This window comes from Geobacillus sp. WSUCF1 (genome assembly GCF_000422025.1).
In the GTDB taxonomy this organism is placed as follows: domain Bacteria; phylum Bacillota; class Bacilli; order Bacillales; family Anoxybacillaceae; genus Geobacillus; species Geobacillus zalihae.
The window spans coordinates 39210-52422 of record NZ_ATCO01000132.1; the positions used below are offsets into that span (position 1 = coordinate 39210).

General features: G+C 53.1%; 15 protein-coding genes, 1 pseudogene and 1 riboswitch. Of the genes and pseudogenes, 13 read left to right on the forward strand and 3 right to left on the reverse strand.

Annotated features, from left to right (window positions below; genetic code table 11):
• On the forward strand, window positions 1-216 hold the full coding sequence (locus I656_RS03770) for a zinc-finger domain-containing protein (protein WP_020756082.1): 216 nt from the start codon (window positions 1-3) through the stop codon (window positions 214-216).
• A gap of 153 nt (window positions 217-369) precedes the next feature.
• On the opposite strand, the gene I656_RS03765 is transcribed toward I656_RS03770, so the two are convergent.
• A complete protein-coding gene (locus I656_RS03765; protein ID WP_020756083.1) occupies window positions 370-639 on the reverse strand; it encodes a DUF2564 family protein in 270 nt (89 codons plus the stop codon).
• Between the two features lie 129 nt (window positions 640-768).
• On the reverse strand, window positions 769-969 hold the full coding sequence (gene cspD, locus I656_RS03760; RefSeq protein WP_003251474.1) for a cold-shock protein CspD: 201 nt from the start codon (window positions 967-969) through the stop codon (window positions 769-771).
• Between the two features lie 320 nt (window positions 970-1289).
• On the opposite strand from cspD, the gene I656_RS03755 reads away from it, so the two are divergent.
• The 12 genes and pseudogenes from I656_RS03755 to I656_RS03700 all read left to right on the forward strand — a co-directional run bounded on the left by I656_RS03755 (window position 1290) and on the right by I656_RS03700 (window position 12303).
• Window positions 1290-1541, forward strand: a complete 252-nt coding sequence (locus I656_RS03755; protein WP_014195521.1) for a hypothetical protein — start codon at window positions 1290-1292, stop codon at window positions 1539-1541.
• Window positions 1542-1735: 194 nt separating this feature from the next.
• Window positions 1736-2137 (forward strand): sporulation protein, encoded by a 402-nt coding sequence (locus tag I656_RS03750; protein WP_014195522.1) that lies wholly within the window; start codon window positions 1736-1738, stop codon window positions 2135-2137.
• A 204-nt stretch (window positions 2138-2341) separates the two neighbouring features.
• Window positions 2342-3160: an MIP/aquaporin family protein gene (locus tag I656_RS03745; RefSeq protein WP_020756086.1), complete on the forward strand. Its 819-nt coding sequence runs from the start codon at window positions 2342-2344 to the stop codon at window positions 3158-3160.
• A gap of 49 nt (window positions 3161-3209) precedes the next feature.
• Window positions 3210-4700, forward strand: coding sequence for a glycerol kinase GlpK (glpK, locus tag I656_RS03740; RefSeq protein ID WP_013523471.1), 1491 nt, complete (start codon window positions 3210-3212; stop codon window positions 4698-4700).
• 323 nt (window positions 4701-5023) lie between these two features.
• Window positions 5024-6049, forward strand: a complete 1026-nt coding sequence (locus I656_RS03735) for an ABC transporter ATP-binding protein (RefSeq protein ID WP_033006278.1) — start codon at window positions 5024-5026, stop codon at window positions 6047-6049.
• A pseudogene (locus I656_RS03730) lies at window positions 6036-6963 on the forward strand (ABC transporter ATP-binding protein). Before I656_RS03735 ends, I656_RS03730 begins: the two are co-directional and overlap by 14 nt.
• Before the next feature lie 18 nt (window positions 6964-6981).
• Window positions 6982-7950, forward strand: coding sequence for an oligopeptide ABC transporter permease (gene opp4B / locus I656_RS03725; RefSeq protein ID WP_014195525.1), 969 nt, complete (start codon window positions 6982-6984; stop codon window positions 7948-7950).
• 21 nt (window positions 7951-7971) lie between these two features.
• Window positions 7972-8880: an ABC transporter permease gene (locus I656_RS03720; RefSeq protein ID WP_014195526.1), complete on the forward strand. Its 909-nt coding sequence runs from the start codon at window positions 7972-7974 to the stop codon at window positions 8878-8880.
• A 13-nt stretch (window positions 8881-8893) separates the two neighbouring features.
• The gene (gene opp4A, locus I656_RS03715; RefSeq protein ID WP_020756090.1) at window positions 8894-10678 is read left to right on the forward strand and encodes an oligopeptide ABC transporter substrate-binding protein; all 1785 of its coding nucleotides are present in this window, start codon (window positions 8894-8896) and stop codon (window positions 10676-10678) included.
• 50 nt (window positions 10679-10728) lie between these two features.
• Window positions 10729-10833: riboswitch (SAM riboswitch) on the forward strand.
• Between the two features lie 50 nt (window positions 10834-10883).
• Complete coding sequence (locus I656_RS03710) at window positions 10884-11240, forward strand: hypothetical protein (protein WP_014195528.1); 357 nt, start codon at window positions 10884-10886, stop codon at window positions 11238-11240.
• 16 nt (window positions 11241-11256) lie between these two features.
• Window positions 11257-11640, forward strand: coding sequence for a VOC family protein (locus I656_RS03705; protein ID WP_014195529.1), 384 nt, complete (start codon window positions 11257-11259; stop codon window positions 11638-11640).
• 180 nt (window positions 11641-11820) lie between these two features.
• Window positions 11821-12303, forward strand: a complete 483-nt coding sequence (locus I656_RS03700) for a PaaI family thioesterase (RefSeq protein WP_013523474.1) — start codon at window positions 11821-11823, stop codon at window positions 12301-12303.
• A 355-nt stretch (window positions 12304-12658) separates the two neighbouring features.
• On the opposite strand, the gene I656_RS03695 is transcribed toward I656_RS03700, so the two are convergent.
• The gene (locus tag I656_RS03695) at window positions 12659-13075 is read right to left on the reverse strand and encodes a PaaI family thioesterase (RefSeq protein WP_014195531.1); all 417 of its coding nucleotides are present in this window, start codon (window positions 13073-13075) and stop codon (window positions 12659-12661) included.
• Window positions 13076-13213 lie beyond the last annotated feature (138 nt).

Genomic DNA, 13213 nt, shown 5'->3' on the forward strand with positions numbered 1-13213 from the left:
ATGGGAAAGAAGCGGAACCGACGCAAAGAAATATTGGACCAAATCGCTTGGCTGGAGGAAACGTACTGCGATGGCTGCTTTTTAAAAAGCACGTTCCGGAAAGAGTACGGCAAAACGTACGCCCAATCGTTTTGCATCCAGCAATGCACGGTCGGGGAACAAATGCGGCAGTACGGGGAGAAGCTGCTTTCCGTCCCACCGCGGCCGCGCCAATAGCGGAGGCCTGAACGGAAGCCGGTTTGCGGGCGCGATGCCAAGCCGCATGACATGGCGCTGTCCGGGAGCGGCCGCACATCGGCCGCCGTCTATCCCCCCTCTGTGCTCGGCGCAGTGAAAAGAGCTTCGCAAGCGAAGCTCTGTCGGATGGGGTTATTGTTGCGCCTCGCGAAGCTGATGCTCGGCGCGGGCCAATTTTTGTTCGCACTGGGTGAGAAAGTCGCCGTCGACGCCAGTCGCCTGTTGACGGGCGCGGGCGAGTTGGCGGCGGGCGTTTTCGACCGCTTCTGCAGCGTGATTGAGCATCTCCGGATCGAGCTGCATCGTCGCCTGGCCGACCATTTTCTCCGCCGTTTCGACGAACATTTCCACTTGCTTTACATCGTTGTATCCCGTATGTACGTCGGCATCGCGTCTGGCCATATGAACACCCCCTTTTCTTTATTGTTTGCCGCTTGGTGAAATTTATGCCAATCAAATGAAAAAGGCATCCTGCGATGGTGCAGGATGCCTTTGTTCCGCTGCCGTTTTTTCGTCTATGTCAACGAAGCCTTATAATTTGACAACGTTCGCTGCTTGCGGTCCGCGGTTTCCTTGTACGATTTCAAACGAAACTTCTTGGCCTTCTTCCAACGTTTTGAACCCTTCACCTTGGATCGCCGTGAAGTGGACGAATACGTCGGAACCGCCTTCCACTTCGATGAAACCGTAGCCTTTTTCGTTGTTAAACCATTTTACTTTACCACGTTGCATAATACTGAATTCCTCCTAATACCTTTAGCCTGTTCGGCTAACCTCAAGATTTTTATCAAATAACAAAATATACTTCACAGCCAACCAAGGTGCGTCCTCATGATGAATGCCTGAAATATATTCTGTTATGTGATGACTTTACTATACACTATTCGGAGCTGCCGCGTCAAGCAAAAGAAAGGAAATTTCCGAAAAAAAGTGTCCCCCGCTGAAAAAATGCTGTTCAGCAAAGGAAAACAGGCCGTCCGGGGAGAAAATAGTCATGAGCGGGCCACAACGCCCATACATTGGAATAGGAACGACAAAAAGGGGGAGAGCGGATGTACCGCGGAAAAATCGCGGGAAAAGAAGTGATCGTCCGGTTAGGGAGCCGGGTCAGCCGCCGTTATTTCAGCGACAATAAAATTTACCACATGGTTCTTTCGTACGGAGAGTCGGCGTTTCGCAAAGGGCAGGATATGTTTTGCATCTATAATGACCGCGTCGGCTTGATTGTCGCGGAAGTCGAGCAACAGGACGTCCCGGTCATTCGAATCGATTACATTATCGAAAACGAAAATGTGTACGAATAACCAATTGACAGCGGAAGGCGAATGCGGTAATCTCGAATGTAAGCGGTAACAAAACAAGCCGCATTCGTCCCTGTTTCTCCCAGGGGCAGACGTGCCGCGCCAGCATCGTCTGTTTATTTTTTGGCTCGCGTTGAAACAAGCGGCTTCGTTTTTTCGTATGATGATATGACAAGAGAGACAAAGAGGTGACTACGGTGTTATTGCGCAAAATGATGTCAAGAGTCGGAGTCGGGTCGGCGCACGTCGACTTGATCTTAAATAAATCGTTATGGCGCCAGGGGGAAATGATTCAAGGGATCGTCCACATTTACGGCGGAACGGTGGAACAAAGGATCGAGCGGCTCGATGTGGAGCTCGTGCAAAAAACAATCGAAAACGGCAAGGAGCTGGATGCCATTGTCGCCGTCATTCCGGCGGCCGGAGCGTTTTGGATCAAGCCGAGCGAGAAAAAGGAAATCCCGTTTTCCTACATGATTCCAGAAACCTTGCCGCCATCGCGCCCCGGCCGGTCGTACCGGTTCATCACCCGCCTTCATATCGAAGACGCGGTCGATACGCTCGACTTCGATTACGTGCAAATTTTGCCGAAGAAATAGGTTGACAGCGTTTTCAACAGATGATATGCTAAAAGCAAGTTAATAACGTTGTGGTGGAGAAGCGGAGACCCACACATATTCCTCGTTGCTTAGCGGGGAAGTGTGTGGGTTTTTGTTTTTCCACCCAACGGCTAACCCTCCGGAGGGGCCGTCCAAGCAGGAAATAGCAGAGGAAATCACGAATGAAAAGGGGGAAGAGAACAAATGTCGCCATTTTTAGGGGAATTCATCGGCACGGCACTGCTCATCATTTTCGGCGCTGGTGTGTGCGCCGGGGTCAATTTAAAGAAATCATATGCGGCCAATTCGGGCTGGATTGTCATTACGATGGGGTGGGGGCTGGCGGTGGCCGTGGCCGTATACGCTGTCGGCCGGTATAGCGGCGCCCATCTCAATCCAGCGCTGACAGTGGCATTGGCCATAAGCGGTGATTTTCCATGGAAAGATGTCCCTGGCTATGTGTTGGCACAAGTACTTGGCGCTATGGTTGGGGCTGCCGTCGTCTATCTCCACTATTGGCCGCATTGGAAGGAAACAGACGACCCGGGTGTCAAGCTTGGCGTGTTTGCGACGGGTCCGGCAGTGCCGAATACGGCTGCCAACTTGCTTAGCGAGATCATCGGAACGTTTGTGTTGGTTTTGGCCATCTTGGCCATTGGCGCCAACAAATTCGCTGATGGACTCAATCCATTTATCGTTGGTTTTTTGATCGTGGCGATTGGACTGTCGCTCGGCGGTACGACGGGATACGCCATTAATCCGGCCCGAGACTTTGGACCTCGCTTAGCCCATTTTTTGTTGCCAATCCCAGGGAAAGGGTCATCGAATTGGGCGTATGCGTGGGTGCCGATCGTCGGACCGCTGCTTGGCGGCGCGTTAGGCAGTTTGGTCTATAAAGCCGTTTTCTTGGGAAAACCGACAGGCGCATTATGGGGAGTGCTGGCGGCAACCGCAGTCGTTTTGGCGGCGGCGAAGATGGCAAAAGGAAAAACAACCAGCGCCGCAAGCCGCCGTTCTCTCTAGTTGGCGTACCGGGTTTGTAAGCAAATAAAGGTGAAGGGGGAAGAATGTCATGAATCAATACATTTTAGCCATCGACCAAGGCACAACGAGTTCGCGCGCGATTTTGTTCAATCAAAAGGGCGAAATCGTCCATATGGCGCAAAAAGAGTTTACGCAATATTTTCCGCAGCCCGGCTGGGTCGAGCACAACGCCAATGAAATTTGGGGATCGGTGCTTGCGGTCATTGCCAGCGTCTTGTCCGAGGCGCAAGTGAAGCCGGAACAAGTGGCGGCGATCGGCATTACGAACCAGCGGGAAACGACGGTTGTGTGGGAGAAAGACACCGGCAACCCGATTTACAACGCCATCGTCTGGCAGTCGCGGCAGACGGCCGGCATTTGCGATGAACTGAAAGCGAAAGGGTATGACCCGCTATTCCGCGAAAAAACCGGCTTGCTTATTGACGCCTATTTTTCCGGGACAAAAGTGAAATGGATTTTGGACCATGTCGAGGGGGCGCGCGAACGGGCGGAGCGAGGAGAGCTGCTCTTTGGCACGATTGATACGTGGCTCATTTGGAAGCTGTCCGGCGGCCGCGCCCATGTAACCGATTACTCGAACGCGTCGCGCACATTAATGTTTAACATTCATACGCTCGAGTGGGATGACGAGCTGCTTGCGATTTTAAACGTGCCAAAGGCGATGCTTCCTGAGGTGCGCCCGTCCTCGGAAGTATACGCGAAAACGGTTCCGCATCATTTCTTCGGCGTGGAGGTGCCGATCGCGGGAGCCGCGGGCGACCAGCAGGCGGCTTTGTTCGGCCAGGCGTGCTTTACGGAAGGGATGGCGAAAAATACGTACGGCACCGGCTGCTTTATGCTGATGAATACGGGGGAAAAAGCGGTGCAATCGAAACACGGGCTGCTCACAACGATCGCCTGGGGAATTGACGGCAAGGTTGAATACGCCCTTGAAGGCAGCATTTTCGTCGCCGGTTCGGCCATTCAATGGCTGCGCGACGGCTTGCGGATGATCAAAACGGCGGCTGACAGCGAAGCGTACGCCGAAAAAGTCGAGTCGACCGACGGGGTGTATGTCGTACCGGCGTTCGTCGGGCTTGGCACGCCGTATTGGGACAGCGAGGTGCGCGGGGCGGTGTTTGGCCTCACGCGCGGCACAACGAAAGAGCATTTCATCCGGGCCACCTTGGAATCGCTCGCTTACCAGACAAAAGATGTGCTCGCCGCCATGGAAGCCGATTCCGGCATCTCGCTGACCACGTTGCGCGTTGACGGCGGGGCGGTGAAAAACAATTTCCTTATGCAATTCCAGAGCGATTTGCTTGCCGTTCCGGTCGAACGTCCGGTTGTGAATGAAACGACGGCCTTGGGTGCGGCGTATTTGGCCGGGCTGGCGGTCGGCTACTGGAACAGCCGAGATGACATCGCCGCCCAATGGCAGCTCGAGCGCCGGTTTGAGCCGAAGATGGATGACGACAAGCGAACGATGCTCTACGATGGCTGGAAAAAAGCGGTGCGGGCGGCGATGGCGTTTAAATAACTATAGGGAACAAAGCAATAATCGATCGTGAATGGGCGGCCGCGGTCAAGCTGTGTCCTTTTCCACTTTTTTGTTCATTGCTTAGGCAGATGTTCCTTTCGTGGAGCATCTGCTTATTTATTGTCCAAAAAATAGTGGTTGAAACTGAGCTGTAGTTCACAGTCATGTTTTTCTATGAGGTATAAGACTGGAAAGGAATCAAAAAATTTACTGATATTTTTTCTATAAATATTGAATTTACGAAAAAAAAAATGATAGAATATTATCTGAATATTATATATAGTCTAAAATTTAGTAATACTAACAAAAGGGAGAAGGACACATTGGCAAAGCAAACGTTATTGGAAATTGAGGAGCTGCGAGTCTCTTTCCGCATCGGTGATGACTATTATGCGGCGGTCGACGACGTTTCGCTGGCGATCGGAGAGAACGAAGTCGTCGCTCTCGTCGGGGAGTCGGGTTGCGGCAAAAGCGCACTCGCTTTGTCGATCATGGGTCTCCACCCGCCCGAAAAGACAAAAATTGAGGGGCGCCTGCACTTTAAAGGGACAAATTTGCTGTCGCTCTCCGTTGCCGAACTCAATCGCATCCGCGGCAAAGAAATCGGGATGATCTTTCAGGATCCGTTAACGGCGCTCAATCCGCTCATGACGGTCGGCCGGCAGATCGAAGAAAGCATGGATTACCATCTGCGGCTGTCAGCAGCCGAAAAAAAGAAGCGAACGATCGTCTTGCTTCGCAAAGTCGGCATTCCGGAGCCGGAAAAGGTGTACCACCGTTATCCGCACGAGTTGTCCGGGGGGATGCGGCAGCGGGTCGTCATCGCGATCGCCATCGCCTGCGAGCCCGCCCTGCTCATCGCCGATGAACCGACAACGGCGCTTGATGTGACGATTCAGGCGCAGATCATAGGGCTGCTCAAAGAGTTGCAGCGGCAAATGAAAACGAGCATTATTTTAATCACGCATGATTTGGGGGTGGTGGCGGAAATGGCGGACCGTGTGGCGGTCATGTATGCTGGGGAAATCGTTGAGTTAGCGGACGTCGATACCATTTTTCACCGTCCGCTTCATCCATACACTCGCTCATTGTTGCAGTCGATCCCGTCTGCGCAGACGAAAAAGGAACGACTCCACGTCATCCAAGGGATCGTTCCGCCGCTGCATAAACTGCCGCGGCGCGGCTGCCGCTTCCAGCCGCGCATCAGCTGGATTGGGGCGGATAAGCACGAATCGGATCCGAAGTTGCGGGAAGTGGAGCCGGGGCACTGGGTGCGTTGCACATGTTACCAACATTTTTATTTTCCCGATGATCAAACGGTAGGTGGAATCGGCTATGGCGCTTCTTAACGTCAACCATTTGAAAGTATACTATCCGGTGCGCGGCGGTTTTTTTTCGCCGGGTGGTCGACCATGTCCGCGCGGTGGATGATGTCAGTTTCACGCTGAACAAAGGGGAAACGTACGGGCTCGTCGGCGAGTCCGGCTGCGGCAAGACGACGACAGGGCGCACGATTATCGGTTTGATTCGCGCCACGGCCGGGGAAGTGCTGTTTGAAGGGACGGATTTGACAAAGCTTCGCCGCCGCGAGTTTCATCCGTATCGGAAAGACATCCAGATGATTTTCCAAGATCCGTATTCTTCGCTCAATCCGCGCAAACGTGTGCTCGACATTGTCGCCGAGCCGCTCCGCAATTTTGAACGCCTGTCCCCGCAAGAGGAGCGGCAGAAGGTGCAATACGTTTTAGAGCGGGTCGGCTTGAGCGCGGAGTCGATTTACAAATATCCGCATGAATTTTCCGGCGGACAGCGCCAACGCATCGGCATTGCGCGGGCGCTCACGCTCAATCCGAAGCTCATCATCGCCGATGAGCCGGTGTCGGCGCTTGATGTGTCGGTGCAGGCGCAAGTGTTGAATTTCATGAAAGAAATCCAGCAGGAGTACGGGCTGACGTATTTGTTCATCAGCCATGATTTAGGGATCATCCGGCATATGTGCGACCGCATCGGCATTATGTACCGCGGCCGGCTCGTGGAGGAAGGGACGAGCGAGGAGATTTTTACGAATCCTCAACATATTTATACGAAACGTCTGCTCTCCGCCATTCCGAACGCCGATCCGCGCGAACGCGGCCGGCAGGAGGCGCTTCGCCGCGAAGTGGAAAAAGAATATGAGCAGTCGTATTCCCGCTATTTTGATGAAAACGGCCGGGCTCACCCGCTCAAGCCGATTTCGCCGACGCACTCGGTGGCCATTCCGTAAAGAGGGGAAGACGGGAAGATGCTGAAATTTATTTTACGGCGAATCCTCATTATGATTCCGCAATTGTTTTTGCTGAGCGTCCTCATTTTCTTACTGGCGAAGGCGATGCCGGGCGATGCGCTGACGGGGCAGCTGGCGGCCAACCCGAAAATGGATCCGCAGACGCTTGAGGAAATGCGGGAAAAACTTGGCTTGAATGATCCGGTACATATTCAATACATCCGTTGGGTGAAAAACATGCTGCAAGGGGATCTCGGCCTTTCCTATACCCACCAGCAGCCGGTCACTGATCTGCTGGCCGGACGGATCGGGAATACGGTGTTGCTGTCGGCGGCGATTTTAATTTTGACGTACCTGATTGCCATTCCGCTTGGCATCGTGTCGGGGCGATGGACAGATACGTGGGCTGATAAGCTGATCGTCGGCTACAGCTATCTCGGGTTTGCCACGCCGCTGTTCATTTTTGCTTTGATCATGCTGTTTATTTTCGGCTTTCACCTTGGCTGGTTTCCAACCGGCGGCAGCGTGGACGTTCAGGTCGAGGAAGGGACGCTCGCTTACTATTTAAGCAAATTGAACCATCTCATGCTTCCGGCGTTGTCGGGAGCGCTCATCAACACGGTCGTTACGATTCAATATTTGCGCAGCGAAATCGTCGATACGAAAGTGAAAGATTTCGTGAAAACGGCGCGGGCGAAAGGCGTGCCGGAGCGGCACATCTATTGGCGCCATATTTTGCGCAATTCGTTTTTGCCGATCGCGGCGTTTTTAGGGTATGAGATCACCGGGCTTGTCGGCGGTTCCGTGTTTTTGGAGTCGATCTACAGCTATCCGGGGCTTGGCCAGCTGTTTTTGCAGTCGATTATGCAGCGGGATTACAGCGTCGTGACGGCGCTCGTCATGATTTCCGGTCTGGCGACGCTGGTGGGCACTCTGTTGTCGGACATCATTTTGAGTGCGGTCGACCCGCGCATCCGGATTGAGTAGGGAAGGAGGAAGGCAGCTGACATGAAAGCGGAAATCAGCGGCCCAACGCCGGCCGGAGCGAACATCGAGAAAAGCCCTTCCGCCTTTTCGATCATGTGGCGGGAGGTGGTTCGGGATCGGCTCGCGCTTGGTTCGCTCATCATTTTAGGAATCCTTTTGTCGATCGTCTATGGCGTGTCGCTCTTTTTGGATCAAGAGGAAATCGTGAAAGTGGATTTTCTTTCCATCTATTCTCCGCCGTCAGCGGAACACTGGCTTGGCACAGACTACGGAGGGCGCGACGTGTTTGGCCAGCTCATCATCGGCGCCCGCAATTCGTTTACGATCGGACTGGCCATTACGCTCATCACTGGGGCGATCGGCCTCATTGTCGGATTGGTGGCCGGCTATTTCGGCGGCTGGATTGACAATGTCATTATGCGCATCATCGATTTCATTCTCGTTCTGCCGTTTTTGATGCTCGTTATTGTTTTTGTCGCCATTGTGCCTAAATATAATGTATTGACGTTCATTTTGATCATGAGCGCGTTTTTGTGGACGGGCAAAGCCCGGCTGATCCGCGCCAAAACGCTGGCCGAGCGCGAGCTGGATTATGTCAGCGCGTCAAAAACGCTCGGCACGCCAGATTGGAAAATCATTATTTTTCAAATTTTGCCCAACCTCAGCTCGATCATTATCGTCAATTTGACGTTAAATTTGGCGGGCAACATCGGCATCGAGTCCGGGCTCACGTATCTTGGCTTCGGGCTGCCGGAGAGCACGCCGAGCTTAGGGACGTTGGTCAGCTATGCGACCAACCCGGATGTTTTGCAAAACAAATGGTGGGTTTGGTTGCCTGCGTCATTGCTTATTTTAGTGATGATGCTGTGCATAAATTTCATCGGCCAAGCGCTGAAACGTGCGGCTGATGCAAGACAACGACTAGGATAAGGGGGAAGAAAATGTGAAGAGAAAATGGCTGGCGGCTCTCGCCGCGCTCTTGCTCGTGCTCGCCGGGTGCACGGGCAAATCCGACACAACGAGCGGAAAGGGCAACAATAACGAAAAACCGGCGGCTCAGAAGGAAGACATCAGCAAATTCCCGATGACGGTGAAAAACGACGGGAAAATCATCGACGGCGGCGTGTTGAAATACGGCCTTGTGTCCGATACGCCGTTTGAAGGGACGCTCAGCTATGCATTCTACACCGGAGCGCCCGACGCAGAGATTTTGCAATTTTTTGACGAGTCGCTTTTCCGGACGAACGGTGACTATGAAATTACAAATGATGGGGCTGCCACGTATGAGTTGTCGGATGATAAAAAGACGATGACAATCCATATTAAAGACAATGTGAATTGGCATGACGGCCAGCCGGTGACCGCTGAAGACTTGGAGTATGCGTATTTGGTCATCGGCCATAAAGATTACACCGGCGTCCGCTATGGCGATGCGCTCATCCAAGGGATCGTCGGGATGGAAGAATATCACAGCGGCAAAGCGGATAAAATTTCCGGCATTAAAGTCATCGACAAAAAGACGTTGACGATCACATGGAAACAGGCCAATCCGTCGGTGTTGACCGGCATTTGGGCGTATCCGCTGCCGAAGCATTACTTGAAAGACATTCCGATCAAAGACTTGGCGAAATCGGATAAAATCCGGAAAAACCCGATCGGGTTCGGTCCGTTTAAAGTGAAGAAAATCGTTCCGGGCGAGTCGGTAGAGTTTGTTCGCAATGATGACTACTGGGCTGGCAAACCGAACTTGGAAGGCGTCATTTTGAAAGTCGTCAGCCCGCAAGTCGTCCTGCAAGCGCTGAAAAAAGGCGAAATTGACGTCGCTGAGTTCCCGACTGACCAATATTTGAACGCGAAAGGGACGAAAAACATTCAGTTTATCGGTAGAGTGGATTTGGCGTACAACTATATCGGCTTTAAACTCGGCCATTGGGATGCGAAAAAGCAGGAAAACGTAATGGACAATCCGAAATTCCAAAACAAAAAACTGCGCCAAGCCATGGCGTACGCCATCAACAACCAAGAGGTGGCCGACCGCCTGTATCATGGTTTGCGCTTCCCGGCGAACACGCTCATTCCGCCGTCGTTCCCGGGCTATCATGACAGTTCCATCAAAGGGTATACGTACAATCCGGAAAAAGCGAAACAATTGCTGGATGAAGCGGGATATAAAGATGTGGATGGCGATGGCCTCCGCGAAGATCCAAACGGCAAAAAATTCAAGGTCAACTTCTTGGCGATGAGCGGTGGGGACATCGCTGAACCGCTGGCCAAATTTTATATGCAATGCTGGAAAGATGTGGGCCTCGATGTTCAGCTTGTAGACGGACGCTTGGCGGAGTTCAACTCCTTCTACGATATGGTCGAAAAAGACGATCCGAAAGTGGATGTCTACGCCGCCGCTTGGGGAACTGGAACGGACGTCGACCCGTACGGATTGTACGGCCGCAACGTCATGTTCAACTACTCGCGCTGGGTGAATGAGAAAAACGATGAACTGTTGGAAAAAGGCCATTCCGAACAGGCGTTTGACAAAGAATATCGTCGGAAAATTTACAGTGAATGGCAACAGCTGATGAACGAAGAAGTTCCGGTCATTCCGACGTTGTATCGTTCGGCCATTTATGCCGTCAACAACCGCGTCGCCAACTTCACGGTCGATCCGGGCTCGAAACTGACGTGGAAAGATGTCGGCGTCACGTCCGAGCAACCGGAAGTCGAACAATGACGATTGTTGCCTTTGATGATGTATGATAAGATAGAAGATAAATTGCATACGTCTTATCAAGAGTGGGCGAGAGAACGGGCTTGATGACCCCACAGCAACCTGCCGCAGGCAAGGTGCTAACACCCGCAAAGCGGTTTCGCTTTGGATGATAAGAACGGCTCATGGCCCCTTTCGCATCATTCCGAGGCGAAGGGGGTTTTTGTCGATGGGAGGTGAAGGAGAAACAGTGGAGGAGGCGGTTTCGCTCCGCGCTTGCATGGCCGCTCATCTCCCTGCCGCAGCGTTCGCCGTTTGTGTCATGCGCTGTGTGCAGGCGGAGCTCATCCGGTTTGACCCTAAGGCGGCGGTGCATGTCGACCGTGGGGACGGATACGTTCATTTGTATGGGGAAGCGCAAGGAACAGCCTTTTCGTTGTTGTTGACCAACAGTGAGGCGGACGAATGGAAGGCGGACGGACCGTACGCCCTTGACCGCTACATATGGACAGAGCTTGGGAAAAAAGGGATTTTCCCGATGCAGATGACGCCGTATTTACAAGCAGTATGGTTAACTGAGTCATAGAAAGGAAGAGGGACGAATGGCAGTCAAAAAATTTGAACATGTCGGCATTCAAGTGAAAGACATCGAAGCATCGAAAGAGTTTTATCAAAATGTTGTCGGCTTGGAGCTGCTCGACGAAATGATTCATACGAACGGCACGATGAAATTGGCGTTTTTAGGGATTGGCGGCTCGATCATTGTCGAGCTCATCGAAGGATACAATCCGGATTTGCCGACGGAAGGAAAAGTGCACCATGTGGCGTTTACGGTGGAAGGCATTGAGCAGGAGAAAGAACGGCTTCAGTCGCTCGGTGTGCCGCTTGTGTGGGAAGAAATAACGACACTTCCGAACGGGGCAAAATATTTGTTCTTCCTCGGGCCCGACGGCGAATGGATCGAGTTTTACGAGCCTGCTCGATAAATGGCGTCACGCTAGGCGGCCAGCTGTTTGGGCCGCCTATGAATTTGCCGTCTGGCGATTGGCGCTTCGTTCCATTTTTCTTCGTATGGCCTTGCCTGCCGCTAGACAACAACCGTCCATGTAGGAGTCGTCGTCTTCTCGATTCAATGGTATACTAGAAAAAGAGAGGGGGAGGATGACGTGGAAGAAATGATCGTGCACGCGATTCAAGACGACTACCCTGATGAATTCGCCTGGTGCTACGGCTGCGGGCGTCTGAATGAACAAGGCCACCATTTCCGCACCGGGTGGCGGGGCGACAAAACGGTGACGGTGTATACGCCGCGTCCGGAACATACGGCGATTCCAGGGTTTGTGTACGGCGGGCTGATCGCCTCGCTCATTGATTGCCACGGCACCGGTTCAGCGGCGCTTGCCTTGCATCGGAAAAACGGCCATGAACCAGGGAGCGGGGAAACGCCGCCGCGCTTTGTCACTGCGTCGCTTCACGTCGATTTCGTCAAGCCGACGCCGCATGGAGTGCCGCTTGTCGCCGTCGGCACTGTGACGGAGATTCATCCGAAAAAATGGAAAGTGGACACCGAAGTGTTCGCCAACGGCGAACTGTGCGCCCGCGGGCAAGTCGTCGCCGTCGTAATGCCGAAAACGTTTGTCCGTGGGTAACAAGCAACAAAAGGCGCCGGAGAGCGGCTGTTTTTGACAGCGCTTTCTCCGGCGCTTGGCAACTGGTCGAAAACGGCTGCGCCTCACCTCGTTTCGCCATTGAGGACTGATGATGTCATGAAAAAGGCAACTCGACAACGCCTCTTCTCAAGTGGGGAAACCTTGTGAAATTGGTTCTCCTTTTTCAACAAAACCACCGATTTGGCGAACATCATCGTTTTTCACCGGTTTTCTCGGATTCCTCTGATCATCGCTTTCCATGCGTTTCAAAACAACAACAGCAGCTGCTGTTTGGACTCGTCGAATCCAAGGAGAACGAGCATGCGCAAAAACGCCTTTTGGAGATCCATCACCTTCACGGTTTGTCCATGATCAGCACCGACGACGTGGCGCTCGCCACCTCTTTGCCGTTTTGCCGCACGATGGCGGTTACATAGGCGACGGTTTTCCCGAACTTTTCCACCCGCGCCTCGATTTCGGCTTCTCCAGCCGCCGCTGGGCGGTGAAACGTCGTCTGCAAGTTGATGGAGGCGTGCATTTGGTCATCGCGAAGCAAGGTCGTCACCGCATACGCCATGAGAATGTCCGCCGCCGCCCCGACGAACCCGCCCATAATCACCCCGTTGCCGTTGAGCAGCGATTCGCTGATCGTCCATACGCCTTTCGCATAGCCGTCTCGGGCTTCCGTCAGGCGGACGCCGAGCGTTTCGTCGCATGGGGGCGGCGCGCTTTGACCGGCGATGACAGCGTGCAAGTTGGTCATTGGCTTCATGTGGAACACCCTTTCTGTTGTCAATCATGTTTTTTTATTCGCCAAACGGCGGCGATTTCCTCTTTTCGCGTGCATGAGGAGGAGAACGGCAAAGCTGTGGCGAAAGAAACAAGCAGCTGATGATGGAAAGGAGATGGT

Coding starts and splice junctions, on each gene's coding strand:
- I656_RS03770 (WP_020756082.1), top strand. CDS start 1: ATGGGAAAGAAGCGGAACCGACGCAAAGAAATATTGGACCAAATCGCT.
- I656_RS03765 (WP_020756083.1), bottom strand. CDS start 639: ATGGCCAGACGCGATGCCGACGTACATACGGGATACAACGATGTAAAG.
- cspD (WP_003251474.1), bottom strand. CDS start 969: ATGCAACGTGGTAAAGTAAAATGGTTTAACAACGAAAAAGGCTACGGT.
- I656_RS03755 (WP_014195521.1), top strand. CDS start 1,290: ATGTACCGCGGAAAAATCGCGGGAAAAGAAGTGATCGTCCGGTTAGGG.
- I656_RS03745 (WP_020756086.1), top strand. CDS start 2,342: ATGTCGCCATTTTTAGGGGAATTCATCGGCACGGCACTGCTCATCATT.
- glpK (WP_013523471.1), top strand. CDS start 3,210: ATGAATCAATACATTTTAGCCATCGACCAAGGCACAACGAGTTCGCGC.
- opp4B (WP_014195525.1), top strand. CDS start 6,982: ATGCTGAAATTTATTTTACGGCGAATCCTCATTATGATTCCGCAATTG.
- I656_RS03720 (WP_014195526.1), top strand. CDS start 7,972: ATGAAAGCGGAAATCAGCGGCCCAACGCCGGCCGGAGCGAACATCGAG.
- I656_RS03710 (WP_014195528.1), top strand. CDS start 10,884: ATGGGAGGTGAAGGAGAAACAGTGGAGGAGGCGGTTTCGCTCCGCGCT.
- I656_RS03705 (WP_014195529.1), top strand. CDS start 11,257: ATGGCAGTCAAAAAATTTGAACATGTCGGCATTCAAGTGAAAGACATC.
- I656_RS03695 (WP_014195531.1), bottom strand. CDS start 13,075: ATGAAGCCAATGACCAACTTGCACGCTGTCATCGCCGGTCAAAGCGCG.